Origin of the sequence: Pseudomonas sp. HT11 (assembly GCF_044875395.1) — a bacterium.
GTDB lineage: Bacteria > Pseudomonadota > Gammaproteobacteria > Pseudomonadales > Pseudomonadaceae > Aquipseudomonas.
Window position 1 is genome coordinate 5,685,865 of the sequence record NZ_CP173217.1, and the last position, 25,809, is coordinate 5,711,673.

General features: G+C 61.5%; 24 protein-coding genes and 1 pseudogene. 9 read left to right on the forward strand and 16 right to left on the reverse strand.

The window, feature by feature from the left end:
- Nucleotides 1–85: 85 nt before the first annotated feature.
- Nucleotides 86–1,120, reverse strand: a complete 1,035-nt coding sequence (gene argC / locus ABWL43_RS26320; RefSeq protein ID WP_145157408.1) for an N-acetyl-gamma-glutamyl-phosphate reductase — start codon at nucleotides 1,118–1,120, stop codon at nucleotides 86–88.
- Nucleotides 1,121–1,256: 136 nt separating this feature from the next.
- Here argC and hemJ point away from each other — a divergent pair, with 136 nt between their 5' ends.
- The 6 genes from hemJ to coq7 all read left to right on the forward strand — a co-directional run bounded on the left by hemJ (nucleotide 1,257) and on the right by coq7 (nucleotide 5,709).
- Nucleotides 1,257–1,685 (forward strand): protoporphyrinogen oxidase HemJ, encoded by a 429-nt coding sequence (gene hemJ / locus ABWL43_RS26325; protein WP_119737710.1) that lies wholly within the window; start codon nucleotides 1,257–1,259, stop codon nucleotides 1,683–1,685.
- A gap of 24 nt (nucleotides 1,686–1,709) precedes the next feature.
- Nucleotides 1,710–2,672, forward strand: coding sequence for a nitronate monooxygenase family protein (locus tag ABWL43_RS26330; RefSeq protein WP_169367715.1), 963 nt, complete (start codon nucleotides 1,710–1,712; stop codon nucleotides 2,670–2,672).
- 71 nt (nucleotides 2,673–2,743) lie between these two features.
- Entirely contained in the window at nucleotides 2,744–3,709 is a 966-nt protein-coding gene (locus tag ABWL43_RS26335) for a DUF805 domain-containing protein (RefSeq protein WP_404485390.1), read from the forward strand.
- Nucleotides 3,710–3,771: 62 nt separating this feature from the next.
- Nucleotides 3,772–4,560 carry an SDR family oxidoreductase gene (locus ABWL43_RS26340; protein WP_145157415.1) on the forward strand — a complete coding sequence of 263 codons (789 nt, stop codon included), beginning with the start codon at nucleotides 3,772–3,774 and terminating at the stop codon, nucleotides 4,558–4,560.
- A 45-nt stretch (nucleotides 4,561–4,605) separates the two neighbouring features.
- Entirely contained in the window at nucleotides 4,606–4,944 is a 339-nt protein-coding gene (locus tag ABWL43_RS26345; protein WP_106575496.1) for a histidine triad nucleotide-binding protein, read from the forward strand.
- A 117-nt stretch (nucleotides 4,945–5,061) separates the two neighbouring features.
- Entirely contained in the window at nucleotides 5,062–5,709 is a 648-nt protein-coding gene (gene coq7 / locus ABWL43_RS26350) for a 2-polyprenyl-3-methyl-6-methoxy-1,4-benzoquinone monooxygenase (protein ID WP_262209304.1), read from the forward strand.
- 66 nt (nucleotides 5,710–5,775) lie between these two features.
- On the opposite strand, the gene ABWL43_RS26355 is transcribed toward coq7, so the two are convergent.
- Nucleotides 5,776–6,198 carry an OsmC family protein gene (locus ABWL43_RS26355; RefSeq protein ID WP_005792019.1) on the reverse strand — a complete coding sequence of 141 codons (423 nt, stop codon included), beginning with the start codon at nucleotides 6,196–6,198 and terminating at the stop codon, nucleotides 5,776–5,778.
- Nucleotides 6,199–6,448: 250 nt separating this feature from the next.
- Here ABWL43_RS26355 and crp point away from each other — a divergent pair, with 250 nt between their 5' ends.
- A complete protein-coding gene (crp, locus tag ABWL43_RS26360; RefSeq protein ID WP_106575498.1) occupies nucleotides 6,449–7,093 on the forward strand; it encodes a cAMP-activated global transcriptional regulator CRP in 645 nt (214 codons plus the stop codon).
- On the opposite strand, the gene ABWL43_RS26365 is transcribed toward crp, so the two are convergent.
- The 4 genes from ABWL43_RS26365 to ABWL43_RS26380 all read right to left on the reverse strand — a co-directional run bounded on the left by ABWL43_RS26365 (nucleotide 7,090) and on the right by ABWL43_RS26380 (nucleotide 10,428).
- A complete protein-coding gene (locus tag ABWL43_RS26365; RefSeq protein WP_404485395.1) occupies nucleotides 7,090–7,785 on the reverse strand; it encodes a biotin/lipoate A/B protein ligase family protein in 696 nt (231 codons plus the stop codon). The two genes, crp and ABWL43_RS26365, sit on opposite strands and share 4 nt — an antisense overlap.
- 157 nt (nucleotides 7,786–7,942) lie before the next feature.
- Entirely contained in the window at nucleotides 7,943–8,779 is an 837-nt protein-coding gene (trpC, locus tag ABWL43_RS26370) for an indole-3-glycerol phosphate synthase TrpC (RefSeq protein ID WP_145157423.1), read from the reverse strand.
- Nucleotides 8,776–9,825 carry an anthranilate phosphoribosyltransferase gene (gene trpD, locus ABWL43_RS26375; RefSeq protein ID WP_010206948.1) on the reverse strand — a complete coding sequence of 350 codons (1,050 nt, stop codon included), beginning with the start codon at nucleotides 9,823–9,825 and terminating at the stop codon, nucleotides 8,776–8,778. The genes trpC and trpD overlap by 4 nt, the downstream gene beginning before the upstream one ends.
- 9 nt (nucleotides 9,826–9,834) lie before the next feature.
- Entirely contained in the window at nucleotides 9,835–10,428 is a 594-nt protein-coding gene (locus ABWL43_RS26380; RefSeq protein ID WP_094951420.1) for an aminodeoxychorismate/anthranilate synthase component II, read from the reverse strand.
- Between the two features lie 421 nt (nucleotides 10,429–10,849).
- Here ABWL43_RS26380 and estP point away from each other — a divergent pair, with 421 nt between their 5' ends.
- Entirely contained in the window at nucleotides 10,850–12,772 is a 1,923-nt protein-coding gene (estP, locus tag ABWL43_RS26385; RefSeq protein ID WP_404485399.1) for an esterase EstP, read from the forward strand.
- A gap of 134 nt (nucleotides 12,773–12,906) precedes the next feature.
- Here estP and trpE read toward each other — a convergent pair whose 3' ends face one another.
- From trpE to ABWL43_RS26435, 10 genes and pseudogenes are all read right to left on the reverse strand, one after another.
- The gene (gene trpE, locus ABWL43_RS26390; RefSeq protein ID WP_404485402.1) at nucleotides 12,907–14,388 is read right to left on the reverse strand and encodes an anthranilate synthase component I; all 1,482 of its coding nucleotides are present in this window, start codon (nucleotides 14,386–14,388) and stop codon (nucleotides 12,907–12,909) included.
- Between the two features lie 68 nt (nucleotides 14,389–14,456).
- Nucleotides 14,457–15,275 carry a phosphoglycolate phosphatase gene (locus ABWL43_RS26395; RefSeq protein WP_145157430.1) on the reverse strand — a complete coding sequence of 273 codons (819 nt, stop codon included), beginning with the start codon at nucleotides 15,273–15,275 and terminating at the stop codon, nucleotides 14,457–14,459.
- On the reverse strand, nucleotides 15,272–15,946 hold the full coding sequence (gene rpe, locus ABWL43_RS26400; RefSeq protein ID WP_032895049.1) for a ribulose-phosphate 3-epimerase: 675 nt from the start codon (nucleotides 15,944–15,946) through the stop codon (nucleotides 15,272–15,274). Before rpe ends, ABWL43_RS26395 begins: the two co-directional genes overlap by 4 nt.
- 84 nt (nucleotides 15,947–16,030) lie before the next feature.
- Nucleotides 16,031–17,178: pseudogene (locus ABWL43_RS26405) on the reverse strand (iron-containing alcohol dehydrogenase).
- Nucleotides 17,179–17,374: 196 nt separating this feature from the next.
- Nucleotides 17,375–18,199 (reverse strand): ABC transporter permease, encoded by an 825-nt coding sequence (locus ABWL43_RS26410; protein ID WP_028618151.1) that lies wholly within the window; start codon nucleotides 18,197–18,199, stop codon nucleotides 17,375–17,377.
- A 12-nt stretch (nucleotides 18,200–18,211) separates the two neighbouring features.
- The gene (locus tag ABWL43_RS26415) at nucleotides 18,212–19,459 is read right to left on the reverse strand and encodes an ABC transporter permease (protein WP_242201933.1); all 1,248 of its coding nucleotides are present in this window, start codon (nucleotides 19,457–19,459) and stop codon (nucleotides 18,212–18,214) included.
- Between the two features lie 213 nt (nucleotides 19,460–19,672).
- Nucleotides 19,673–20,713, reverse strand: a complete 1,041-nt coding sequence (locus tag ABWL43_RS26420; protein WP_106575509.1) for an ABC transporter substrate-binding protein — start codon at nucleotides 20,711–20,713, stop codon at nucleotides 19,673–19,675.
- Between the two features lie 43 nt (nucleotides 20,714–20,756).
- Nucleotides 20,757–21,869 (reverse strand): ABC transporter ATP-binding protein, encoded by a 1,113-nt coding sequence (locus ABWL43_RS26425; protein ID WP_404485409.1) that lies wholly within the window; start codon nucleotides 21,867–21,869, stop codon nucleotides 20,757–20,759.
- Between the two features lie 230 nt (nucleotides 21,870–22,099).
- Nucleotides 22,100–22,729 (reverse strand): response regulator transcription factor, encoded by a 630-nt coding sequence (locus ABWL43_RS26430; protein ID WP_106575511.1) that lies wholly within the window; start codon nucleotides 22,727–22,729, stop codon nucleotides 22,100–22,102.
- Between the two features lie 18 nt (nucleotides 22,730–22,747).
- Nucleotides 22,748–24,742 (reverse strand): ATP-binding protein, encoded by a 1,995-nt coding sequence (locus ABWL43_RS26435; RefSeq protein WP_404485411.1) that lies wholly within the window; start codon nucleotides 24,740–24,742, stop codon nucleotides 22,748–22,750.
- A 77-nt stretch (nucleotides 24,743–24,819) separates the two neighbouring features.
- On the opposite strand from ABWL43_RS26435, the gene ABWL43_RS26440 reads away from it, so the two are divergent.
- A complete protein-coding gene (locus ABWL43_RS26440; RefSeq protein WP_404485414.1) occupies nucleotides 24,820–25,794 on the forward strand; it encodes an alpha/beta hydrolase family protein in 975 nt (324 codons plus the stop codon).
- Nucleotides 25,795–25,809: the final 15 nt, after the last annotated feature.

Genomic DNA, 25,809 nt, shown 5'->3' on the forward strand with positions numbered 1-25,809 from the left:
TGTTACGGTATATCAATCTGCGTTGCCGCCATAAAAAACACAAAAGGCCCGATCAACGGGCCTTTTGCACACCAGCAGTCAAGCCTTACGGCAGCATGCCCGCGTGGGACAGGCCCAGCTTCTCATCCAGGCCAAACAGGATGTTCAGGTTCTGCACCGCCTGGCCCGAGGCGCCCTTGACCAGATTGTCGATGACCGACAACACCACCACCAGGTCACCATCCTGCGGACGGTGCACGGCGATACGGCAGACGTTGGCACCGCGCACGCTGCGGGTTTCCGGATGGCTGCCAGCTGGCATTACATCGACGAACGGTTCGTTGGCATAACGCTTTTCAAACAGCGCCTGCAGATCTACCGAACGATCGACCACGGTTGCGTACAGCGTGGAGTGAATGCCACGAATCATCGGCGTCAGGTGCGGCACGAACGTCAGACCGACATCCTTGCCAGCAGCACGCCGCAGCCCTTGACGAATTTCCGGCAAGTGGCGGTGCCCTTTTACCGCATAGGCCTTCATGCTTTCCGACGTTTCGGAGTACAGCGAACCTACAGCTGCCCCGCGACCTGCGCCGCTCACACCCGACTTGCAGTCTGCGATCAGGCGCGAAGTGTCCGCCAGCCCGGCTTCGAGCAATGGCAGGAAACCCAACTGCGTGGCAGTCGGATAGCAACCCGGCACCGCGATCAGGCGTGCTTGCTTGATCTGCTCGCGATTGACTTCAGGCAGGCCGTATACCGCCTCTTCCAGCAATTGAGGCGCGCCGTGCGGCTGGCCGTACCACTTGGCCCATTCGTCAGCATCCTGCAGACGGAAATCGGCCGACAGGTCAATGACCTTGGTACCCGCCGCCAGCAGTTCACCGGCCAGTGCATGCGCCACCCCGTGAGGCGTCGCGAAAAACACCACGTCACAGGCGCCAAGGGTCTTGATGTCCGGCACGCTGAACGCCAGGCCGTCGTAGTGGCCTCGCAGGTTGGGGTACATATCGGCCACGGCCAGCCCCGCCTCGGATCGGGAAGTGATAACCACCACCTCAGCTTGCGGATGCTGAGCCAACAGACGCAGCAATTCGACACCGGTGTAACCCGTGCCGCCGACGATACCGACCTTGACCATAAACCTGCCCTCAACGAACCCACTGGAAAGCCGTCGATAATAGGGGCCACATCGTCCTGCGACAACCGTCAACGTGACGTACGGGCGCATGAGCCACTACTATCTTCAGTTACCGTGAACCTGGGAATAACTAGAAATGCTCTATCTATGGATCAAAGCCTTCCACATCGTCGCCATCGTCTGCTGGTTTGCCGGGCTGTTCTACCTGCCCCGCCTGTTCGTCTATCACGCCCAAAGTGAAGACACCGTCAGCAAGGAACGCTTCAGCGTCATGGAGCGCAAGCTCTACCGCGGCATCATGGGCCCGGCGATGATCGCCACGCTGATATTCGGCGGCTGGCTGATCTACCTCAACCCTGCGATCTTTCAATCCGGTGCCTGGATCCACGCCAAACTGACTCTGGTGGTGCTGCTCATCGGTTACCACCATATGTGCGGCGCACAGGTAAAACGCTTTGCCCGTGGCGAAAACACCCGCAGCCATGTCTTTTATCGCTGGTTCAATGAAGTACCGGTTCTGATATTGCTGGCTATCGTAATTTTGGTCGTGGTCAAACCGTTCTAACTTCAATCACTCGGGGTACCTCCAATGTCGCTGCCCGCTTTGCTTGAACAACGTCTGCGCCTGCCCGTGGTGGCTGCGCCGATGTTCCTGATTTCCAACCCGCAACTGGTACTGGCCTGCTGTCGCAATGGCGTGGTCGGGAGTTTCCCGGCACTGAACCAACGTGAAAGCAGCGGCTTCAAGGCCTGGCTGGAAGAAATCGAAGCAGGCCTGGCGCAGCTGGATAACCCCGCGCCGTATGCCGTCAACCTGATCGTGCACAACAGCAACCCTCGCCTTGAGGCCGATCTGGCGATCTGTGTGGCGCACAAAGTGCCGATCGTCATCACCAGCCTGGGTGCGGTGAAAGAACTGGTCGATGCCGTGCACAGCTACGGTGGTCTGGTGTTTCACGACGTCACCACCCGGCGCCACGCCGAGAAAGCCGCAGAGGCCGGTGTCGACGGCCTGATCGCGGTGGCTGCAGGCGCCGGCGGCCATGCCGGCACCTGGAGTCCGTTCGCGCTGATCGCCGAGATTCGACAGTTCTTCGACAAAACCCTGCTGTTGGCCGGCTGCCTCAACCATGGCCACGAGATCCTCGCCGCCCAGCTGTTAGGCGCAGACCTCGCTTACTTCGGTACACGCTTTATCGGCACCACTGAAAGCCATGCCCCGGATGCGTATAAAGAGATGCTGCTCACATCGCGTGCTGCCGACATCGTGCACACTCCCGCTGTGTCCGGCGTGCCCGCCAGCTTTATGCGCCAGAGCCTGGAAAACGCCGGTTTCGACCTCGCAGCCTTACAGGGCAAAGGCGAAGTCAACTTCGGCTCCAAGCTCAAGCCGTTGAGCGACGAGGCCAAGGCATGGAAAACAGTGTGGTCTGCGGGCCAGGGCGTCGGTGAGATTGATGATCTGCCCGGCGTCGATGAACTGATTGCCCGCCTGGATGCCGAATACCGCAAGGCCCGCGAACAGGCGACACAACTGCGCTGGCCACGCTGATACACTCGCCAGGCCTGCCGATTGAAGCGGGCCGGCAACTCCCCTCCTTTACCAGTGACAAGGATGCCCGCATGAGCGACAACCGTTTCAAGATCGTGTTTGACGGAGCCTTGCTCCCGGGTGTCGAAAGCACCACGGCCAAACTCAACCTGGCCGAGTTGTTCAAGAGCGATGTCGAGTCGATCGAAAAGCTCTTTACCGGACGCCCGGTTGCGCTCAAGCGTGACCTGTCGCGCGCCGATGCCGAGACCTACCTGACTGCGCTGAAAAACGCCGGTGTTGATGCCCGCATCGAAGATGAACAACCCGTGGCGTTCAGCCTTGCCGAAACCCACGAAACGCAGACCAGCGCCGCTGATTTTTCGCGCGCCGCCGCCTCGCCTTACGCGCCACCCCGTGCAGCCGTGGGGTACAACACCGAGGCATTCGCAACGCTCAAGGTTTTCACCATTCACGGGCGTATCGGTCGCCTGCGCTACCTGGCCTGGACGCTGGTATTGACCCTCGCCATGCTGGTCGCCGCGGGCATCATCAGCACCGCCAGTTTCGCCGTGGCCACCGCTTCGCCAACAGCCGGCGCTATTCTCGGCGCGCTGCTGGGTTTCGCGTTGTTTGTTGCGCTGGTCTGGGTCAGCGTGCAAATCGGCGTGCAACGCCTGCACGATCTGGGCTGGTCTGGCTGGCTGTATTTCCTGAACCTGGTGCCATTTGTGAACAGCATTTTCCCGCTGTTGCTGCTGGTGCTGCCCGGTAATCCAGGTGCCAACCAATACGGCCCTCCGCCACCACGCAACTCCACTGCGGTGAAGTTGCTGGCGACCTTGTGGCTGGCGTTCATTCCGGTGATGCTCGCCATCCTGGTCACACTGGGCATGAACGGCTACCTGAATCAGCTCGAAGCCAACATGAGCAATAGCTACGAAAGCAGCTCCATCAATGCCGATGACGACACCGATCAAAGCGTCATCGTTAATGAAGAAGACGGCGCGCAAAGTGCTGACGACGCAGCCGAACCTGTAGACTCTCCAGAACAGTGAGAAACGCCCGGCGCCTGTGATGCCTCTGTCACAGGCCCGGCGGCGTTGCGATGGAGAAAGGCATGACCCGTTACGCTCTGATCACCGGTGCCTCCAGCGGCATTGGCCTGGCCTTGGCCGAAGCATTGGCCCGTCGCGGCCGCAGCTTGATTCTGGTGGCCCGCCAGCGTGATCAGTTGGAAAGCATTGCAATCGAATTGACTCAACGCTTCGGCGTCGAGGTGTTGTTTCGCGCCTGCGATCTGGGCGAACCGCTGCGCCTGTCCGGGTTCCTGCTGGAGCTTGAAGAGGGCGAGCGGCAGATCGATCTGCTGGTCAACTGCGCCGGCATCGGCACCAGCGGACCATTCCTGGCCCAGGACTGGATGACCGAACAAGACCTGATCGAAGTCAACATCCTGGCCCTGACCCGTATGTGCCATGCCCTGGGCAATGCCATGGCGCTGCATGGCGGCGGGCAGATTCTTAACGTTGCTTCGGTCGCCGCGTTTCAGCCGGGCCCCTGGATGAGCAGCTATTACGCCAGCAAGGCGTATGTGCTGCACTTCTCCGAAGGGCTGCGCGAAGAATTGAAGACCTGTGGCATCAAGGTCTCGGTGCTGTGCCCCGGCCCTACGCGCACAGCCTTTTTTGGTACCGCGCAAATGGACACCGCCAAACTCGACCGCAGCCAACAACTGATGAGCCCGGAAGAAGTCGCGCTCTATACCGTGCGGGCCTTGGAAAGAAACAAAGCCATCATCATTCCCGGGCGGCGTAACCGTTGGCTGGCGTTCAGCCCACGCCTGAGCCCCCGCTGGCTGACGCGCAAGATTGCCGGCGCCATCAACAAGGCCTATTGCCCACGTTGACGGCCTGGGTACACTCCCCTGCACTTTCACAATGGAGAAACAGCTGTGGATACTCTGTTCACCAAGATCATCAACAGGGAAATACCGGCGAAGATCATCTATGAAGATGACCAGGTCCTCGCTTTCCACGACATTGCCCCGATGGCGCCCGTGCATTTTCTGGTCATTCCAAAAAAGCCGATCCGCACCCTCAATGACCTCACCGAAGACGATAAAGCCCTGGCTGGCCATATTCTGTTTACCGCTCAGCGTCTGGCTGTGGAACAGGGCTGCGAGAAAGGCTTTCGCGTGGTGATGAACTGCAATGAAGAAGGCGGGCAGACCGTTTATCACATTCATATGCACGTGCTGGGGCAGCGCCAGATGAACTGGCCACCGGGCTGATCAGCCTTCCTGCAGAGGTCGCGGCCCAGGGCTGCGACTTCATGCCCTTGACTCAGCGCAAACGCTTCGCCCTCTCTTGCGGTAAACTGGCCGCCGAGATTCTTCCCGGAGGTCAGCATGACTACCCAACGTCACTACTCGCCGATTGATCGTCTGTTGCTGCAAGCCGACATGGCCATGCGCACGCTGTTGCCGTTCAGCGGCCAACCGTACCGCCCATCGCCCGCAATCGTGCAGCCGGATTCGCAGATGAGCAAGACCGACACCCGCCACGTCGTCGGCCTGATGCGCATCAACCATACCGGCGAAGTCTGTGCCCAGGCGCTGTACCAGGGCCAGGCGCTGACCGCCAAGCTGCCGCAGGTGCGTGCGGCGATGGAACATGCCGCCGAGGAAGAAATCGACCACCTGGCCTGGTGTGAGCAGCGCATTCGTCAGTTGGGCAGCCATACGAGCGTGCTGAACCCACTGTTTTACGGTTTGTCGTTTGGTATCGGCGCCGCTGCCGGCCTGATCAGTGACAAGGTCAGCCTGGGCTTTGTCGCTGCGACGGAACATCAGGTGTGCAAGCATTTGGATGAACACCTGGAACAGCTGCCGGCCGAGGATGAAAAGTCCCGGGCCATCCTCGAGCAGATGCGCATCGATGAAGAACACCACGCAGAAAGCGCACTGGATGCGGGGGGGTTCCGCTTCCCGGCACCGGTGCGGTTTGGCATGAGCCTGTTGGCCAAAGTCATGACCAAGAGCACCTATCGCATCTAAGTGCATTGAATCTGAGTCACAAAAAAGGGCGCCACACAGGCGCCCTTTTCTTTTGCCGTTTGGCGATCAACCCAACTCGATGATTTCATAATCATGAGTGATTGCCACACCGGCCGCGCCCAGCATGATCGACGCCGAGCAATACTTCTCGGCCGACAGCTCGATGGCACGCTTGACCTGCGCTTCTTTCAGCGCCCGGCCCTTCACCACGAAATGCATGTGGATCTTGGTGAACACCTTCGGGTCTTCAGTGGCGCGCTCGGCTTCCAGGAAGGCTTCGCAGCTTTCCACGGCCTGGCGGGATTTCTTCAGGATGCTGACCACGTCGAAATTGCTGCAACCGCCGACACCCAGCAGGAGCATTTCCATCGGACGTACGCCCAGGTTACGGCCGCCGGCTTCCGGCGGGCCATCCATGACCACCACATGGCCACTGCCCGACTCACCGAGGAACATGGCTTCGCCCGCCCATTGGATGCGTGCCTTCATCGCCCAGACTCCACTGCTAAAAAAGGGTCGCCAGCTTAGCACAGGGCCCTGGAACCGCAGCGTCCTGCCTGCAAAGCGATCAATGACAGCGTTTGCTCGGTAAATTCCTTAATCGAGGCAGAATGTGTCTGGTAAGCTGGCGCCAATTCAATGGCGCATTGCCATCCTTTGTACAGCGTGTATCAATGCCGACATCGCTGGATAAAAAAATAAATCCAACCACACCGTGCAGTCTTTCCGGGATACAACCATGGTTGCTCTTACTCCCACACCCAAGATCAAGAATCTCGACAAGCTGCTGATGCATTGCCAGCGCCGGCGTTATCCGGCCAAGCACAACATCATCTGCGCGGGCGAACGTTCCGAAACACTGTTCTTCATCATCAAAGGCTCGGTCACCATCCTGATCGAGGATGAAGACGGTCGCGAGATGATCATCGCCTACCTCAATACCGGCGATTTCTTCGGGGAGTTGGGGCTGTTCGAACAAGCCGGCAAAGAGCAGGAACGCAGCGCCTGGGTGCGCGCCAAAATTGAATGCGACGTTGCCGAAATCAGTTACGCGAAATTCCGCGAATTGGCCCAGCATGATCCCGACATCCTTTACGCCCTGAGCGGCCAGATTGCCCAGCGCCTGCGCGACACCACGCGCAAAGTCGGTGACCTGGCGTTCTTTGACGTCACCGGCCGCGTGGCCCGCTGCCTGCTGGAGCTGTGCAAGCAACCGGATGCCATGACCCATCCGGACGGCATGCAGATCAAAGTCACGCGCCAGGAAATCGGGCGCATTGTCGGCTGCTCACGGGAAATGGTCGGTCGCGTACTCAAGGACCTGGAAGAGCGCAACCTGGTGCACGTCAAAGGCAAGACCATGGTGGTGTTCGGTACGCGTTAACCCGGCAGGAAGCCGGCCAGCATTTGACGGTACAAGGTATCCAGCCGGCTGATCGCATCCGGCGCGGGAAAGGCTTCATGCAGTGCGATATGGCTGTCGGCACGTACGCGCTGGTCGAGGCCGCAGGCTTCATTGAAACGGTTGACCGCTGCAATCAATTCTTCGCGATCGTCATCCAGCAACAGGGCGCCGTGCACCAACCCCACCGGGCGGCCGCCGCTCTGTCGCCAGCGCTGGGCGGTGCCCACCATTTTGCGACCTTTGAGATTGACGTTGTAACGACCGTCGCAAAACGCTCCGTCGACTTCACCGACGGACGCGTCACCGCCCAACTCAATCAATAAGTCGCAGATCGGCTGGCACAAACGCTGGTAACCGGTTTCGATGCGCCCTTGATCGCCTTCGCTGCGCGGCGGCGCGTAAACCAGGGCGATATTGACGGTAGCGCCAGACTGCGGCACCGGCTCACCGCCGGTTTCGCGCAGCAGCACCGGCCAACCGGCATCGGCTGATACGTGGCTCGCGGCTTCAAACGCGGGCAAGCGGCTCAAGCGGCGCGGCATGACCAGTGCCTGGTCGCTGGGCTGCCAGAACAGCAGCCCGAACGCTCGCTCGCCAGCGCAAACGGCCGCCAACAGGTCTTGTTCGGCAGCGAGGCCTGCTTCTACGGTCATCGATAGGGGTTGAATCATCAAACACCTACTTCTCTGAATAGACACAAAACTAATGTGGGAGCTGGCTTGCCTGCGAGACAGGCACCGCGGCGTATCAGTTACACCCTGGTGATGCTATCGCAGGCAAGCCAGCTCCCACACAAGCCCGCTCCCACATTTTTGACCGCATTCCAAATCAGTCTAATGTGGAACCGCTAACCGCCACACCGCGCTCCGGGAAGAACAAACGCTGCAGCTCCGCCCCCGGGTTCTCGGCGCGCATAAAGGTCTCGCCCACCAGGAACGAGTACACCCCGCTGATTTCCATCAGCTCCACATCGGCGCGGTTGAGGATGCCACTCTCGGTGATCACCAGACGGTCACGCGGGATACGCGGCAGCAGGTCCAGCGTGTTTTCCAGGCTGACCTCGAACGTGTGCAAGTTACGGTTATTGACCCCCACCAACGGCGTATCGAGGGTTTTCAGTGCACGTTCCAGCTCATTGCCGTCGTGGACTTCTACCAGCACATCCAGGCCAACGCTTTTGGCCACGGCCGCCAACTCAGCCATCTTCACGTCATCCAGTGCAGAGACGATCAGCAGCACGCAGTCGGCGCCCAAGGCACGGGCCTCGACGATCTGGTACGGGTCAACCATGAAATCCTTGCGGATCACCGGCAACTTGCACGCCGCGCGGGCCTGTTGCAGGAACAGGTCGCAACCTTGGAAGAAGTCGATATCGGTCAGTACCGACAGGCAGGTTGCGCCGCCCTTCTCGTAGCTCTTGGCAATGTCTTCAGGATTAAAGAGCTCGCGGATCACGCCCTTGCTGGGTGAGGCTTTTTTGATCTCGGCAATGACCGCGGGCTGCTTGTCCTTGGCCTGCTTTATCAGGGCGTTGGCAAAACCACGCGGCGCATCGGCGATCTTCGCTTGAGCTTCCAACTCGGCCAGGCTGACGCGGGCGCGACGCTCGGCGACTTCTTCCGCCTTGCGGGCCAGGATTTTTTCCAGAACGGTCGGCACACTCATCCTTCATTCTCCATCTTGAACACCGCAGTAAAGGCACCCAGTTCTTCGAGCTTCTCGCGAGCGAGCCCGGTGTGCAATGCATCATGTGCGAGGGCCACGCCCTCTTTGAGACTGTAGGCGTGATCGGCGGCATACAGTGCCGCGCCGGCATTGAGCACGATCATTTCGGCTGCTTTCTGGCCGTTTTCCGTTTTGCGACGCCCCAGGGCATCCCGAATCAGTTCAAGCGAGGCGGCCGGGCTTTCCACCGCCAGGCCATGCAGGCTCTGGCTTTTCATGCCGAGGTCTTCGGGCTCGACCCAGTACTCGGTGACTTGGTCGTTCTTCAGTTCCGCTACAAAGGTCGGGGCGGCCAGGCTGAACTCGTCCAAACCGTCTTTGGAATGCACCACCAGCACGTGCTTGCTGCCCAGGCGTTGCAACACCTCGGCCAACGGGCGGCACAGCGCCTGACTGAACACACCCACCACCTGATGTTTCACACCGGCCGGATTCGTAAGCGGGCCGAGCATGTTGAACAGGGTGCGCAGGCCAAGGTCCTTGCGCGGGCCGGCGGCGTGTTTCATCGCACCGTGGTGGGATTGGGCAAACATGAAGCCAATGCCGACGCTGTCGATGCAGCGCGCCACTTGTACCGGCGTCAGGTTCAGGTAGATCCCGGCCGCTTCCAGCAAGTCGGCGCTGCCGCTCTTGCCAGAGACCGCGCGGTTACCGTGCTTGGCCACGGTGCAACCGGCCGCCGCGACCACAAAGGAGGAAGCCGTCGATACGTTGAAGATATTTGCACCGTCACCGCCGGTGCCGACCACGTCGACCACGCCGTCGAGGGTCTTGAGTTCGACCTTGTCGGCCAGCTCACGCATCACCGACACGGCGCCGACGATTTCGTCGATGCTTTCGCTCTTCATGCGCATCGCCATCATGAACGCGCCGATCTGCGCGTCGGTGCATTGACCGGTCATGATCTCGCGCATCACATCGCTCATTTCAGCGGTGCTCAGGTCCAGATGGCCGACGATACGGCTCAGGGCAGTCTTGATATCCATGAAAAGTCCTTAGCGCGTGCCGCCGCTCTGCTTGAGAAAGTTAGCGAACAGCTCGTAGCCCTGCTCGGTCAGGATCGACTCGGGGTGAAATTGCACCCCTTCGATATTCAGTGTCTTGTGGCGCAGGCCCATGATCTCATCGACCGAACCGTCTTCCAGCTGGGTCCAGGCGGTCAGCTCCAGGCACTCAGGCAGGGTCTCACGCTTGACCACCAGCGAGTGGTAACGGGTGACCGTCACCGGCAGGTTCAGGCCGTGGAATACGCCCAGGTCTTTATGGAACACCGGGCTGGTTTTGCCGTGCATTACCTGGCGCGCGCGAACCACATCACCGCCAAAGGCCTGGCCAATGGACTGGTGGCCCAGGCACACGCCCAGGATCGGCAACTTGCCGGCGAAATATTTGATTGCTTCCAGGGACACACCGGCTTCGGTCGGCGTGCAGGGGCCTGGCGAAACCACGATGCGCTCCGGGTTCAGCGCGGCGATTTCGGCGACCGTCAGTTCATCATTGCGCACCACCTTGACCTCGGCACCGAGCTCGCCCAGGTACTGCACAACGTTGTAGGTAAAGGAGTCGTAGTTATCAATCATCAGCAACATGTGGGTTCAAACCTCTTGAATTCACTGATTTCGAATGACCGCCTTCCAGGAGTGACCCGCTGCCAGACGCACGTTCCGGTTGCCAGGGTGAGCCGGCAAGGGGCGTCAAACAACGGGTGAAGAAGGCAAATCGGTACAGGTCCGGCCGAGCCGGCAGAGAAAAATGTCAGGCGCGCCAACGCCAACGGGCGTGTGCCTTGACTACTCGCATCAAGAGTTTGCTGATAATCAACACGGGGAGGGTCTCGTTCATACGTTCAGGCACAGTAACGTAGCCTCGCCAGCGGTGCAATATGGAGCCGCGAATACGGGGTAATCACGACGAAATCTTTATAGGAAAAAACTGTTTTCTTCACGGAAAACCCTCACTACATTGCTAGTGTTTCGCTTCCGATACAAAAACAACTAAATGGAATTTTGCATGTTCAGACCTCCGTTTTTCGCACCGCTTGCCGGCTGCCTCTTGTCACTGGCCTGCGCGCAGGCGTTCGCAGCCTCCTCACCGTATTCAACCATGGTCGTTTTCGGCGACAGCCTGGCCGATGCCGGTCAGTTCCCCGATGGCTCGAATGGCGCCACGTTACGCTTTACCAACCGCACCGGGCCGACCTTCCAGGGCGATTACGGCCTGGTTTCGTCGACCTTGCTCGGCTCCCGGCTGGGCGTCGCGCCAAACGACTTGAATGCCTCCACCTCGCCGGTTCGCGCGGCGCAAGGCTTGCCCGACGGCAACAACTGGGCAGTCGGCGGCTACCGTACCGACAACATCCTGGATTCCATTACCTCGGTCTCCAACGCGGCGATTCCGCCTGGCAACCCGGGTGGCGGTACGGTGCTTCGCAGTCGCCAGGGTTATCTCCCGGCAAACGGCGGGCGGGCCGACCCCAACGCGCTGTATTTCCTGTCCGGTGGCGGCAATGACTTCCTGCAAGGCCGCGTCCTCAGCCCAGGCCAGGCCGTTGCCGCCGGCGGGCGCCTGGCCGACAGCGCCCAAGCCCTGCAACAAGCCGGCGCGCGCTACATCATGGTGTGGATGCTGCCCGACCTGGGCCTGACTCCGGCCATCAACGGCACGCCGCTGCAGGCGTCGAGTTCGGCCCTGAGCACTCTCTTCAACCAGTCACTGGTGCAGCGCCTGTCTCAGATCGATGCGCAGATCATCCCGCTGAATATTCCGCTGCTGCTCAATGAAGCCTTCGCCAGCCCGGCCCGCTTTGGCCTGGCCACCGGACAAAACCTCACCGGCACCTGCTTCAGTGGCAACAGTTGCACCGCCAACCCGACCTACGGCATTGGCGGCACCAACCCGGACCCGACCAAGCTGATCTACAACGACTCGGTCCACCCCACCATCGCCGGGCAACGCTTGATCGCCGACTACGCCTATTCACTGCTTGCGGCGCCGTGGGAACTGACCTTGCTGCCGGAGATGGCCCAAGGCACGTTGCGCGCCCACCAGGACGAACTGCGCAACCAATGGCAGGCGGACAACGGCAACTGGCAAGCCGTGGGCCAATGGCGCGCCATCGTGGCCGGTGGCGGCCAGCGCCTGAACTTCGATGATCAAAACAGCTCGGCCAGCGGCGACGGCAGTGGCTACAACCTGAATGTCGGGGGCAGCTACCGGCTCGACGAAAACTGGCGCGTAGGCGTGGCAGCCGGCCTGTATCGGCAGACGCTTGAAGCCGGCGCCAGCGATTCGGACTACAAGCTCAACAGCTACATGGGCACCGCCTTCGCCCAATACCAGCAAAACCATTGGTGGGCCGATGCCGCGTTGACCGGCGGCAAACTGGACTTCGACAGCCTCAAGCGCAAGTTCGCCCTGGGCGTCAGCGAAGGCTCGGAAAAAGGCGACACCGACGGCTGGCTCTGGGCCCTCAGCGGCCGAGTGGGTTACGACATTGCCGGCGCCGGCAGCGACTGGCACCTGTCGCCGTTCGTCAGCGCCGACTATGCGCGGGTCGAGGTCGATGGCTATTCGGAAAAGGACAGCCGCTCCACCGCACTGACCTTTGACGATCAACAACGCGACTCCAAGCGCCTGGGCGTCGGCTTGCAGGGCAGCTTCCGTGTCACGCCGCAAACCCAGGTGTTTGGCGAAGTAGCCCACGAGCATGAATTCGAAAACGATACCCAGAAGGTGAAGATGTCGCTCAACAGCGTGCCAGGGATCGATTTCAAGCTGGACGGCTACACGCCGCGCAGCAATTCGGATCGCTTAAGCCTCGGCGTCAGCCACAAACTGACTCAAGAGCTGGCGTTACGGGCGGCGTATAACGTGAGGAAGGATGACAACTTGACCCAGCAAGGGGTGAGTGTCGGGGTGAGCCTGGATTTCTAAAACGGTCTAGAGCACATCACAAAACAACTGTGGGAGCTGGCTTGCCTGCGATGCAGACACCTCGGTGTATCAGGTACACCCAGGTGATGCTATCGCAGGCAAGCCAGCTCCCACAGTTGGATCTCTATCTGGCTTTAGTTTTGCGGGGTTTGCTCGGCCAACGCCACCGCACGGAACATCGCGCGGCGCTTGTTCAGGGTTTCTTCCCATTCCAGCGCCGGCACCGAGTCAGCCACAATTCCGCCACCGGCCTGCACGTGCAGCTCACCGTCCTTGATCACCGCCGTACGGATCGCAATCGCGGTGTCCATGTTGCCGTTCCAGGCAAAATACCCCACGGCGCCACCGTACACACCACGCTTGACTGGCTCCAGTTCGTCGATGATTTCCATCGCGCGAATCTTCGGCGCGCCCGACAAGGTGCCCGCCGGCAGAATCGCGCGCAGCGCGTCCATGGCGGTTAAGCCTTCCTTCAGCTCGCCGGTCACGTTGGAGACAATGTGCATCACGTTGGAATAGCGCTCGATGACCATCTTCTCGGTGAGCTTCACCGAGCCGATTTCCGAAACGCGGCCGGTGTCATTGCGGCCCAGGTCGATGAGCATCAAGTGCTCGGCGATTTCCTTGTCGTCGCTCAGCAGGTCTTCTTCCAGCGCCAGGTCGGCCTCTTCGGTCGCGCCACGTGGGCGTGTGCCGGCAATCGGGCGCACGGTGATCAGGTTGTCTTCGACGCGCACCAGCACTTCCGGCGAACTGCCCACCACGTGGAAGTCGCCGAAATTGAAGAAGTACATGTACGGCGTCGGGTTGAAGCAGCGCAGCGCGCGGTACAGGTCAATCGGTGCGGCCTTGAAGTCGATGGACATGCGTTGCGACGGCACCACCTGCATGCAGTCACCGGCGAGGATGTATTCCTTGATGGTATCCACCGCGCGCTCGTAGTCATCCTGAGTAAAGCTGGAGCGGAACACCGGGTCGGCAGCCGGTGGACGGCTGAGGTCCAGGCCACGGCGCGGGGTGATTGGCTGGCGCAGTTTTTCCAGCAGCGCTTCAAGGCTGGCCTGGCCTTGCTCGAAGGCGTCGGCCTGGGAAGGGTCCGCCAGCACAATCGCGTGCATTTTGCCGGCGAGGTTGTCGAACACCACCACCGCGTCGGAGACCATCAGCAGAATGTCCGGCACGCCCAGCGGGTCCGGGTTCGGGCATTTGCCCAGGCGTTTTTCCACGTAGCGCACGCAGTCGTAGCCGAAATAGCCCACCAGGCCGCCGTTGAAGCGCGGCAATCCAACGATGGTCGGCACGTTGTAGCGCGCCTTGAAGGCTTCGACGAAGGCCAGCGGGTCTTCAACGTCGTGGCTTTCGATCTCGACGCCATCAAGCGTGATGCTCACATGATGGTCGTGCACCCGCAGCACCGTGCGGCACGGCAGGCCGATGATCGAGTAACGGCCCCACTTCTCCCCGCCCTGTACCGATTCCAGCAGGTAGGAGTTGGGCTCGTCGGCCAGTTTCAAGTAGATCGACAGCGGCGTATCGAAGTCGGCCAGGGTTTCGCAGGCCAACGGGATACGGTTATAGCCGGCAGCGGCCAAACGCAGGAATTCTTCGCGGATCATGAGGTGCCTCGTGGCTTGAGGGTCAAACGGTCAGGTGTGCAAACGTGCCGCAGCGCGGCCAGGATCAGTCAGGCGCGCCAACGCCAGCGGGCCAGGGCCTTGATGACTTTCATCCAGAGTTTGCGAGTGACCACCACGATGGCGTTTCCAGAAGGGGTTGGTTCGATGTCGGGCAACGTTATCTCAGCGCCCGCTCCCAAGCAACCGGGGATTAGCAGCCGCAGGTCATCAATCACCAGCGCCGGCGCTTCTTCGGCAATCGGTCGGCCATGGTTATAGCCATAACTGAGCGCCACACACTGCACGCCTGCGGCTTTGGCGGCCAGCACATCACTGCGCGAGTCACCGACAAACAACGACTGGGAGGCCGGGATATTGGCCATTTTCATCACGAAGAACAGCGCCGCCGGGTCGGGTTTCTTCTGCGGCAACGTATCGCCACCGATGATCCAACGGAAGTAACGGCCAATCTTCATGTGATCCAGCAGCGGCGCGACAAAACGCTCCGGCTTGTTGGTGATCAGGGCCATTTCCACGCCCTGCTTGTGCAGCCACTTGAGCGTGTCGCGTACGCCGGGGTAAACCACGGTCAGCTCGTGGCCGTTTTCATAGGCCGCGTTGAACAATTCCAGGGCGTGTTCGGCCTCCACTTCATCGACACCTTCGGCATCGATGTTGTTGGCCAAGGCCCGGCGCACCAGCATCTGCGCGCCGTTGCCGACCCACATGCGTACCGACTCGATCCCTGCAGGCTTGCGCCCCAGCTTGAGCAGCATCTGGTCCACCGCCGCTGCCAGGTCAGGCACCGAATCGATCAACGTACCGTCCAGATCGAACATCACCAGCCGTGGCAGTTTGCCGGGGAACAGCTGCTCAAAGCCGCTCATGGACGCGCCAGCGCCAGCTCGGCACGCATCTGGTCGATGACGGCCTGGTAGTCCGGGGCATTGAAGATCGCCGAGCCGGCCACAAAGGTGTCGGCGCCGGCGGCGGCGATTTCGCGGATATTGTTGACGTTGACCCCACCGTCGATTTCCAGGCGGATGTCACGGCCCGACGCATCGATCAGCGCGCGGGCTTCACGCAGTTTGTTCAGGGTGCCGGGGATGAATTTCTGCCCGCCAAAGCCTGGGTTGACGCTCATCAGCAGGACCATGTCGACCTTGTCCATCACGTACTCGAGCACGCTCAACGGCGTGGCCGGGTTGAACACCAGGCCCGCCTTGCAGCCGCCTTCGCGGATCAGTTGCAGGGTGCGGTCGACGTGCAGCGTGGCTTCCGGGTGGAAGGTGATGTAGGTCGCGCCGGCCTCGATGAAGTCACCGACAATACGGTCCACCGGGCTGACCATCAGGTGCGCATCGATGGGCGCGGTGATGCCGTACTTGCGCAGCGCCGCGCAGACCATCGGGCCGATGGTCAGGTTGGGCACGTAGTGATTGTCCATGACATCGAAGTGCACGAAGTCGGCGCCGGCGGCCAACACCTTGTCCACTTCTTCACCCAGGCGGGCGAAATCGGCGGAGAGAATCGATGGAGCGATAACGAAGGGCTGCATGACGCACCTTTTTTGAGCTAAATCACGATGGCGCGCATTGTATACCTCATGCTTTGCTGCGCGCACCGTGACCTAACTCAACGGTTAATACGCAGCCCGGTAGATTTTCTCGATATCCGCCGCGCTGAGCTTGCGCGGGTTGTTGCGCATCAGGCGTTCAATACCCGCCGCTTCCGTGGCCATGGCCGGGATTGCGTCCTCGGGCACCCCGAAGCTGCGCAGGCCTGCCGGGATCTCCACTGCGGCGCACAGTCGCGTCATCGCCTCGACGGCCTGGTCGGCGGCGTCGTTGACACTCAAGCCGCTGACATTCACGCCCATGGCCTGGGCAATGTCCTGCATGCGCTCCACACACGCCAGCTTGTTCCAGTGCATCACGTAGGGCAGCAACAGCGCGTTGCTCACGCCATGGGCGATATTGAAACGCCCGCCCAGCGGGTACGCCAAGGCGTGCACCGCGCCCACTCCGGCATTGCCGAACGCCATGCCGGCCATCAGGCTGGCGGTGGCCATGTCGTCGCGGGCCTGCAGATTGGCCGGGTTGGCGTAGGCTTTGGGCAGCGCGTTGGCGATCAGCTTGATCGCGCCAATCGCCAGGGCATCGGTGATCGGCGAAGCATTCAGCGACAGGTAGGATTCGATGGCATGCACCAACGCATCCACGCCACTGGCGGCGGTGACACTGCGCGGGCACGTGAGGGTCATTTGCGGGCTGATCAGCGCGACTCCGGCAGCAGGTAATCGCTGACGATGCCCTTTTTCAGCTGTGCAGCCTTGTCGGAGAGGATCGCCACATTGGTCACCTCCGAGCCGGTGCCGGCCGTGGTCGGGATGGCGATCAGCGGCGGGCCCTTGCGCGGCACCTGGTCGACGCCGAACAAATCCGCCAGCGCGCCGTGGTAACCGGCATAGGCCGCGACGCTCTTGGCAATGTCGATGGCACTGCCGCCGCCCACGCCGATCAAGCCGTCATGCCCACCTTCGCGGTACACGCGCATGCAGTCTTCGACGATGGCGATTTCCGGGTCGGGCAGCACGCGGTCGAAAATTTCATAGGTACGCTCGCCCAAGTGTTCGAGCGCCAGCGCCACGGTGCCGGATTTGACCAGCGCGGCGTCGGTGACAATAAGCGGGTTATCCACATCCAGGCGCGTGAGTTCAAAGGCCAGCTGTTCGATGGCGCCGGCGCCGGTCAGCAGTTTGTGGGCGATCTTGAATGAGGAAGTACTCATGTGCGCGGCCTCTTATTAATGATGGGCTGGCACAAGAGTAGCTGGGGATTTTCGGTTGTGAACTATTCACCCACTGAATGGCACGATCAATGTGGGAGCTGGCTTGCCTGCGATGCGGGCGACTCGGTGTGACAGGCAAACCGAGGTGATGCTATCGCAGGCAAGCCAGCTCCCACAGTTGATCCGGTTCCGACCGTTACACTTGGGCGGTGCGCAGTTTCTCGCTGCGGCCGCGCAGCCATTCAAGCGTCAGCAACAACAGCACCGAGAAGGCAATCAGCAGCGTGGCCGCCGCCGCAATCGTCGGGCTGAGGTTTTCGCGGATGCCGCTGAACATCTGCCGAGGCAGGGTGGCTTGCTCGGGGCCGGCGAGAAACAGCGTCACCACCACTTCATCAAACGAGGTGGAAAAGGCAAACAGCGCCCCCGATATCACCCCCGGCGCGATCAGCGGCAAGGTCACCCGGCGGAACGCGGTCAGCGGCGAAGCGCCCAGGCTGGCTGCCGCCCGCACCAGGTTATGGTTGAAACCCTGCAACGTCGCCGACACGGTGATGATCACAAATGGCACGCCCAGCACCGCGTGCACCACGATCAACGAGAAGAAGCTGTTGCCCAGCCCCAACGGCGCAAAGAACAAGTAACTGGCCACACCGATAATCACCACCGGCACCACCATCGGTGAAATCACCAGGGCCATCACCAGCGCCTTGCCGGGGAAGTTGCCGCGCGTCAGGCCAATCGCCGCCAGGGTGCCGAAGACCATGGCCAGCACCGTGGCGGCCGGGGCGACGATGATGCTGTTCTTCAGCGCGCGCATCCATTCGGCCGAGGCGAAGAAATCCTGATACCAGTGCAGCGAGAAGCCTTGCAGCGGGTACACCAGGAAACTGCCGCTGTTGAACGACAGCGGGATAATCACCAGCACCGGCAAAATCAGGAACAGCAGGATCAAGCCGCACAAGATCCGCAAGCTGTAGAACCACACCCGCTCCACCGGTGACATATAAGGGCTCAGCATCGCAAGGTCTCCTCAGCTCAGGCGCAGGCGACTGGCGCCCACCAACCGGTTATAGATCAGGTATAGCACCACAGTCGCCAGCAGCAGCAAGCCGCCCAAGGCCGTGGCCATGCCCCAGTTGATGCTGGTGTTGGTGTAGAACGCAACGAAGTAGCTGACCATCTGGTCGTTCGGGCTGCCGAGCAGCGCCGGAGTGATGTAGTAACCAATCGCCAGGATGAACACCAGCAGGCAACCGGCACCCACCCCGGCGTAGGTCTGCGGGAAGTACACGCGCCAGAAGCTCGCGAACGGGTGGCAGCCCAGGGAAATCGCCGCGCGCATGTAGGTGGGCGAGATACCTTTCATCACGCTGTAGATCGGCAGAATCATGAACGGCAACAGGATGTGCACCATCGAGATGTAGACCCCGGTGCGGTTGAACACCAACTCCAGAGGCTGATCGATCAGGCCCATGCCCATCAGTGCGCTGTTGATCAGGCCGCCGGACTGCAGCAACACGATCCACGCCGCCACCCGCACCAGAATCGAGGTCCAGAACGGCAGCAGCACCAGGATCATCAGCAGGTTGCTTTTGCGGGCCGGCAGGTTGGCCAGCAGGTAGGCCAATGGATACGCCAGCAGCAGGCAGACGAAGGTGATCACCAGGCCCATCCAGAACGTGCGGGCAAAGATATCCAGATAGATCGCCTGATCAGGCGTGGCCGGGGCCACTTCGCCGAGGTCGTCGATGCGGTGATCGACCGCCGCCAGCAGGTAGTACGGCGTGAGGCTGCTGGTGTTGCGCCGGATCGCCTGCCAGTACGCCGGGTCGCCCCAGCGTTCGTCGAGGCTTTCCAGCGCTTCTTTATAAGAGCCGGGCGCTTCGGTAAACGGCAGCGCCCGCGCGGTTTTGGTCAGCAGGCTACGGTAGCCGGCCAGTTCCATGTTCAAGCGTTTGGACAGATCGCCCAAGGTCTGGTTTTTGCGCGCTTCGCCCAGGTCTTCGCTGAGCGCCTGGTAGACCGGCTCACCTGGCAGGCCACGACCGTCCCAGGTCTTGACCGCCACCACGGTACGCGGCAAACCGCCCACCACTTCCGGGTTGCCGACGCTTTTGTAGAGCAGCGCAACAATCGGCACCAGGAACACCAGCAGCAAAAACAACACCAGCGGCGCAATCAAGGCCTGGGCCTTCCAGCGGTTGAGCCGCTCGGCACGCGCCAGGCGCTGCTTGAGGGTGGGGCTGTTGACCTCGTTGGAGGGAACGGCGATGGCCATGGCTGACTCCGGAATACTGAAAAATGACCACAAACCTATGTGGCCTGGGCCTACGCTGTGGCAAGCGGGCTTGCCCCGCGTTGGGCTGCAGAGCAGCCCCAAACCAACCGCCGCGTTCTGGCTGAACGAACTCGGTGAATTCAATGGGGCCGCTGCGCGGCCCAACGCGGCACAAGCCCGCTCGCCACAGGGAACAGGCTCGACTGAAGGCCGTTACTTGGCCGCCCACGAATTGAAGCGCTGCTCAAGCTGCTCGCCGTTATCCGCCCAGAAGCTCACGTCGATCTGCACCTGGTTGGCGATGTTTTCCGGCGTGGTCGGCATGTCCTTCAGCACATCCTTGGCCAGCAACGGCACGGCCTGGGTGTTGGCCGGGCCGTAGGCGATGTTTTCCGAGTAGGTCTTCTGCTGCTGCGGCTGTACCGAGAAGGCGATGAACTTCTTCGCCGCTTCGGCGCGGTCCTTGGCCAGGCCCTTGGGAATGGCCCAGGCATCGAAGTCGTAGATGCCGCCGTTCCACACCACTTTGAGGTTGCTTTCTTTTTGCACGGCAGCAATGCGGCCGTTGTAGGCCGAGCTCATCACCACGTCACCCGAGGCGAGGTACTGCGGCGGCTGTGCGCCGGCTTCCCACCACTGGATCGACGGCTTGAGCTCGTCGAGCTTTTTGAACGCGCGGTCCTGGCCGTCTTTACCGGCCAGCACTTTGTAAACGTCTTTGGGCGCCACGCCGTCTGCCATCAAGGCGAATTCCAGGGTGTACTTGGCGCCCTTGCGCAGGCCGCGTTTGCCCGGGAATTTCTTGGTGTCCCAGAAATCCGCCCAACTGGTCGGGGCGGTGGCCAGTTTGTCGGCGTTGTAGGCCAGCACCGTGGACCACACAAAGAAGCCCACACCGCACGGCTGGATCGCGCCCTTCACGTAGTCGGCGCTGTTGCCGAACAGTTTCGGGTCAAGCGGCTCGAACATGTCTTCATCGCAGCCACGGGACAGTTCCGGCGATTCCACTTCCACCAGGTCCCAGGACACGCTCTTGGTGTCGACCATGGCCTTGACCTTGGCCATTTCGCCGTTGTACTCACCGGCGACGATCTTGCCGTTGCCCGCGCTTTCCCACGGTGCGTAAAAGGCTTTGACCTGGGCCGCCTTGTTCGCGCCACCAAAGGACACGACTGTCAGGTCCGGGCCTGCCATGGCCTGTGTCGCGCCCATCAAGCCGATGACCAGGGCGGAATATTTAAGGGATCTCAACATTGTTGTTCTCTCCACGTGCAGGGTTGGTGAAGCCATGGGGCGATTAATTCGCCTCTAGAAGTGGGTCGAGTGCGCGAACGTGCTCGACTTGCCAGCCAATCGGTACCACGTCGCCGACCGCCAGGGCTGGGTCCAGCTCGGCAATCGGTTGTTTCACAAAAAAGTCGGTCTTGCCGCAGACTTCCAGGCGCACGCGCACGTGGTCGCCCAGGTAGATAAATTCCGCCACGCGCCCGGAGAAGCGGTTCACGCAGGACTCGCTGCAGCCATTGAGGCTGACGCGCTCCGGGCGTACCGATAACGTCACCGGACCGCCGAGCTGGCCGACATTCACCGCCAGCGCCTCGACCTTTTCACCGCGCGCCAGCTCCACCACGCAACGCTCGCCCGTATGGCTGTGCAGGCGGCCATTGAGGCGATTGTTCTCGCCAATGAAGTTGGCGACGAAGGTGTTTTTCGGTTCTTCGTACAAGGTGCGCGGCGCGGCAATCTGCTGGATCTCGCCCTGGTGAAACACCGCCACGCGGTCGGACATGGTCAGCGCTTCGCCCTGGTCGTGGGTCACGTACACCACGGTGACGCCCAGGCGCTGGTGCAGGTGCTTGATCTCCATCTGCATGTGTTCGCGCAGTTGCTTGTCGAGGGCGCCGAGGGGTTCGTCCATCAGCACCAGCTGGGGTTCGAACACCAGCGCTCGCGCCAAGGCCACGCGCTGTTGCTGGCCGCCGGAGAGTTGCGCCGGGTAACGCTGGGCGAAGGCATCGAGCTGGACCATGCTCAGCACGCGCTTGACCCGCTCGCTGACGTCGGTCTTGCTCAGGCCACGCACCGACAGCGGGAACGCCAGGTTCTCGGCGACGGTCATGTGCGGAAACAACGCGTAGTTCTGGAACACCATGCCGATGTCGCGCTTGTGCGGCGGCACGTGGTTGATGGCGCGCCCGGCCAACAGGATTTCCCCGGCGGTGGGCGTCTCGAAACCGGCGAGCATCATCAGGCTGGTGGTCTTGCCCGAACCGGACGGCCCGAGCAGGGTGAGGAACTCGCCCTTGCGAATCTCCAGGTTGAGGTCTTTGACGATCAGGTTCTCGCCGTCGTAGCTCTTCTGCACGCCACGAAAGCTGACCAGCACATCATTTGAATCCACCTCGCTCATACCCACACCTTTTTGTTTTGGACGGCTGTGGCACAAGCGTAGTCCAGGCGCGAGGCCCCGGAAATCGGGGGCCAGGAGAGATTTGCATCAGCAGGATGGAAGGTTCGGGGTAGGGATTGCCCTACACGGATGGCGGGCACAGAACAGTGCAGCGGCAATCATCAGCGTCTGCCGGCAAAGCCCATGTCGTAAACAGACACGCGCCCCCGTTGGAGCCGGTTTGCCGGTGCTTACAGAAGTTTGTGCTCCATGGCGTATTTCACCAGCTCGGCCAGCGAGGTGATGTTGAGCTTTTGCATCAAACGCGCCTTGTGCGTGCTGATGGTCTTGCTGCTCAGCGCTAGTTGCTGGGCGATGTCATTGACGTTGGCGCCCTGGGCCAGGCGCTCGAACACCGAGAACTCACGCTCCGACAGCAGCGAATGCAGCGGCCGCGCGTCGGTAAGGCCGACCTCAAAGACCATGCGGTCGGCCAGGTCCGGGTCGATGTAACGCCCGCCCGCCGCGACCTTGCGAATCGCCGTCAGCAGCAGCGCCGGGTCGCTGTCCTTGGTGGCGTACCCAGCCGCGCCGACCTTCAAGGCGCGGGCGGCCATCTGTGCTTCATCGTGCATCGACAGCACCAGAATCGCCGGCGGATTGTGCAACGCGCGGATGCGCGCGATCGCTTCCAGGCCATTCACGCCGGGCATCGAGATATCCAGCAACACCACCTCGCACGCGACATGGCGCAAGGTCTCCAGCAATTGCTCGCCGTTGCTGGCCTCGCCGACCACCAGCAGGTCTTTGGCCAGGCCGATCAATTGCTTGATGCCTTCACGGACAATGGTGTGGTCTTCGGCTACCAATACGCGAATCACAGGGGCTTCCTCTTGTGGTTATGCATCCAACGGCACCGTGACGCTCAAGGTGGTGCCCTCCCCCGGTTCGCTGTGCAGGCTCAGTTGCCCGCCCATCATCAATACGCGCTCGCGCATGCCGACGACGCCAAAGGACACCGGGCGGCCCTGGGTTTCGACGAACCCGACGCCGTCATCGCTGATGGTCAGCCGCAGGTCGGCGCCCTCCACGCTCAAGGTCAGCTCGACAGTATGCGCCTGGGCATGGCGCATCACATTGGTCAGCGCCTCCTGCAGGATGCGGAACAGGCCGATGGCCTTTGCATCGCTCAGGGCCGGCAGGTTTTCCGGGACTTGTACCAGGCAGGGGATGTGGGTGCGGGCCTCGAAGCGCCGGGCTTGCCATTCGATGGCCGAGGCGATGCCGGCGTCAAGAATCGGCGGGCGCAGCGCGGTCGCCACATCGCGCACAAGCTGAAACAGCTGGGCGATCAGGCGCTTCATGCTGTTCAAGCGCTCGTTCAGGCCTGGGTCCAGTTGGGCATAGGCCAGCTCGCACATCGAGGTTTCCAGCTTGAGTACCGTGAGCATCTGCCCGAGTTCGTCGTGCACCTCACGGGCGATGCGCGCCTTTTCTTCTTCGCGCACGGTTTCCAGGTGGGCCGACAGCTCGCGCAGTTGTGTTTCGCTTTGCTGCAGGGCGGCCACATAACGGCGGCGCTCGGTGACGTCATTCAGGTAGACCACCAGGTATTCGGCATCGGCAAAGCGCAGGAAACTCAGCGACACGTCGGCCGGCAGGATGCTGCCGTCGGCGCGCACGCAATTGGCCGCGAAGGTTTGCGGGCCTTCTTCGCTGGCACGCGCGCGTTTCCACACATTGAGCCAGCGGTCCATGTTCAGGGTCGGGTCGAAATCGATCAGCGGTCGCTCGATCAACGCGCCCGGCCCATAGCCCAACATGGTTTCGGCGGCGCGGTTGGCGTAACGCACGTGGCTGTCCCAATTGACCCACAGGATGCCGACGGTGCTTTGATCGATGGAGAACTGCGTCAGCCGCAAGGCTTCGGCGCCGGCAGCGCGTGCGGCACTCTCTTCACGGGCAGCCAGCAGGTTGTGTTCGAGCACGCGCTGGTGACGGCGTTGCCAGAACACCACTGCGAGGCTGGCGAGCAAAAACATCGCCAACAGCAGGCTGAGGTTTTGCCACAGGCCCGGCGATTGCGTCAGCTGCGGGTATTTAGGTTGCAGCCAGCGGCTGTGCAATTGGTCGAGGTCTCGGGCTGGTATCGCGCGCAACGCGCTTTGCATGATGCCGGCCAGTTCCGGCCATTCGCGGCGGGTGGCCACGCGCAGCAATTGCGGCAGGCCGATATCGCCGACCACCGTCAGCCCGGCAAACTCGGCCTCACCGGACAAACGGCTCAATTGCGCCTCATCCACCACGGCATAACGCGCCTGCTGGCTCACCAGCAATTGCAGGGCCTGGCGCTCCATGGGCACGCCTTGCAGGTTGAGGTTGGGATAGTTGCTGCGCAGGTAATCGGCCAGCGTGCTGGGCATGCGTACGGCAACGCGAGAACGCTCGTCGAGTTTTTCCAGCTCCACCGCGCCGCCGCCTTCGCGGATGCCGACGATATGCTGGGGCACGCGCATGTAAGGGTCGCTGAATAACCAGAGGCGCAAGCCGGCCGGTGTTTGCTGAAGGCCAGGGGCGATATCCACCTCGCCGTCGCGCACCGCAGCGTCCAATTGCTCCTGGCTGGGGAAGTTGCGCCAGGTCAGCTCGATGTTCAGCGCCTTGGCCAGCCACTGCATCAACTCGACATTGGCCCCGGACAAGCGCTGCAGGCGCCGATCGTATTGCGCGTACGGCGCCTGCAATACCAGGCCCACGCGCAGCTCCGGATGCTGGGCCAGCCACTCACGCTGCTGCGCATTGAGCGGCGCCTGCGGTAAGGCAGGCGCGGGCGCAGCGTTCGCCATCAAGGCCAAGCACAAACCGCCGATAACCAGCAGACAGCGAAAACCCATGATCCACGTCTCACATCACTGACAAATACTGACCAACCCATTAGGCTGCTGGAATCACTTCTGGCCGGGAATTAACGATGCCCTTTATCCACCGTTCGGCACTGCCAGCATTGTGCCTGTCGCTGCTATTTACCAGCGCCTTTTCTATTCAGGCCGCCGACGCGCCTGCACCCGCCGCCGAAAAACCGGTTGAACGCCAACCCCTGCCCGAACGCAGCCAGGAAGAAGCCAGCGCCCTGGAGCGTCAGGTGCCGCAACAGGAACAGCAACAATTGCAGGCCGGCAGCGATTCATTCCTGGCCCTGTGGAAGCCGGCCAACAGCGCCGAGCCCGAAGGCGTGGTGATTATCGTGCCGGGCGCCGGGGAAAGCGCCGACTGGCCGCAAGCAATCGCACCGTTGCGGCGCAAATTACCCGACGCCAACTGGGGCACGCTGAGCCTGTCACTGCCGGACGTGAACGTCGACACCTTGCCGCCGCGCGTCCTGGAATCGCCCAAGGCCGCCGTCGATACCAGCAGCAAAGACGGCAGCACCGCGGCCAAACCCATCGAACAAGCCGCCAGCGCCGAAGCCGAAGGCACTGATCCTGCGGTAGTGCCGGGCGCCGATGAACAAGACAAGACCGACGCCAAACGCATTTTCGACCGTATCGATGCCGCCGTTGCCTTTGCCCAGACCCAGAGCGCGCGCAGCGTGGTACTGCTTGGCCATGGCACGGGCGCCTGGTGGGCGGCGCGTTACCTGAGCGAGAAACAACCGGCCCAGGTGCAAAAGTTGGTGATGGTGGCAGGCAAGACGCCGACGGCCAGGCAGCCAGACCTGCAACAACTGGCCCCGGCGCTGAAGGTGCCGACGGCGGATGTTTTCTATCAGGACGACGCCCAGGCGCGCAAAAACGCACTGGCACGCGTCCAGGCCGCCAAGCGCGGCAAGAATGACGGCTATAAACAGGTGTCACTCAAGACCTTGCCCGGCAACAGTTCGGCTGAGCAGGAGCAGTTGTATCGGCGGATCCGCGGGTGGTTGAGCCCGCAGACTGCGGCTGAGTAACCTTGATCTGATAAC

Bases quoted from the DNA above. Each gene is read 5' to 3' on its own strand.
- trpE (WP_404485402.1), bottom strand. From the start codon at position 14,388: ATGATCCGCGAAGAATTCCTGCGTTTGGCCGCTGCCGGCTATAACCGT.
- ABWL43_RS26330 (WP_169367715.1), top strand. From the start codon at position 1,710: ATGTCGCTGCCCGCTTTGCTTGAACAACGTCTGCGCCTGCCCGTGGTG.
- ABWL43_RS26365 (WP_404485395.1), bottom strand. From the start codon at position 7,785: ATGATTCAACCCCTATCGATGACCGTAGAAGCAGGCCTCGCTGCCGAA.
- rpe (WP_032895049.1), bottom strand. From the start codon at position 15,946: ATGCAGCCCTTCGTTATCGCTCCATCGATTCTCTCCGCCGATTTCGCC.
- ABWL43_RS26425 (WP_404485409.1), bottom strand. From the start codon at position 21,869: ATGAGCGAGGTGGATTCAAATGATGTGCTGGTCAGCTTTCGTGGCGTG.
- ABWL43_RS26440 (WP_404485414.1), top strand. From the start codon at position 24,820: ATGCCCTTTATCCACCGTTCGGCACTGCCAGCATTGTGCCTGTCGCTG.
- coq7 (WP_262209304.1), top strand. From the start codon at position 5,062: ATGACTACCCAACGTCACTACTCGCCGATTGATCGTCTGTTGCTGCAA.
- ABWL43_RS26355 (WP_005792019.1), bottom strand. From the start codon at position 6,198: ATGAAGGCACGCATCCAATGGGCGGGCGAAGCCATGTTCCTCGGTGAG.
- ABWL43_RS26380 (WP_094951420.1), bottom strand. From the start codon at position 10,428: ATGTTGCTGATGATTGATAACTACGACTCCTTTACCTACAACGTTGTG.
- ABWL43_RS26435 (WP_404485411.1), bottom strand. From the start codon at position 24,742: ATGGGTTTTCGCTGTCTGCTGGTTATCGGCGGTTTGTGCTTGGCCTTG.
- ABWL43_RS26420 (WP_106575509.1), bottom strand. From the start codon at position 20,713: ATGTTGAGATCCCTTAAATATTCCGCCCTGGTCATCGGCTTGATGGGC.
- ABWL43_RS26335 (WP_404485390.1), top strand. From the start codon at position 2,744: ATGAGCGACAACCGTTTCAAGATCGTGTTTGACGGAGCCTTGCTCCCG.
- crp (WP_106575498.1), top strand. From the start codon at position 6,449: ATGGTTGCTCTTACTCCCACACCCAAGATCAAGAATCTCGACAAGCTG.
- trpC (WP_145157423.1), bottom strand. From the start codon at position 8,779: ATGAGTGTGCCGACCGTTCTGGAAAAAATCCTGGCCCGCAAGGCGGAA.
- ABWL43_RS26340 (WP_145157415.1), top strand. From the start codon at position 3,772: ATGACCCGTTACGCTCTGATCACCGGTGCCTCCAGCGGCATTGGCCTG.
- estP (WP_404485399.1), top strand. From the start codon at position 10,850: ATGTTCAGACCTCCGTTTTTCGCACCGCTTGCCGGCTGCCTCTTGTCA.
- trpD (WP_010206948.1), bottom strand. From the start codon at position 9,825: ATGGATATCAAGACTGCCCTGAGCCGTATCGTCGGCCATCTGGACCTG.
- hemJ (WP_119737710.1), top strand. From the start codon at position 1,257: ATGCTCTATCTATGGATCAAAGCCTTCCACATCGTCGCCATCGTCTGC.
- ABWL43_RS26415 (WP_242201933.1), bottom strand. From the start codon at position 19,459: ATGGCCATCGCCGTTCCCTCCAACGAGGTCAACAGCCCCACCCTCAAG.
- ABWL43_RS26395 (WP_145157430.1), bottom strand. From the start codon at position 15,275: ATGAGCGGCTTTGAGCAGCTGTTCCCCGGCAAACTGCCACGGCTGGTG.
- ABWL43_RS26410 (WP_028618151.1), bottom strand. From the start codon at position 18,199: ATGCTGAGCCCTTATATGTCACCGGTGGAGCGGGTGTGGTTCTACAGC.
- argC (WP_145157408.1), bottom strand. From the start codon at position 1,120: ATGGTCAAGGTCGGTATCGTCGGCGGCACGGGTTACACCGGTGTCGAA.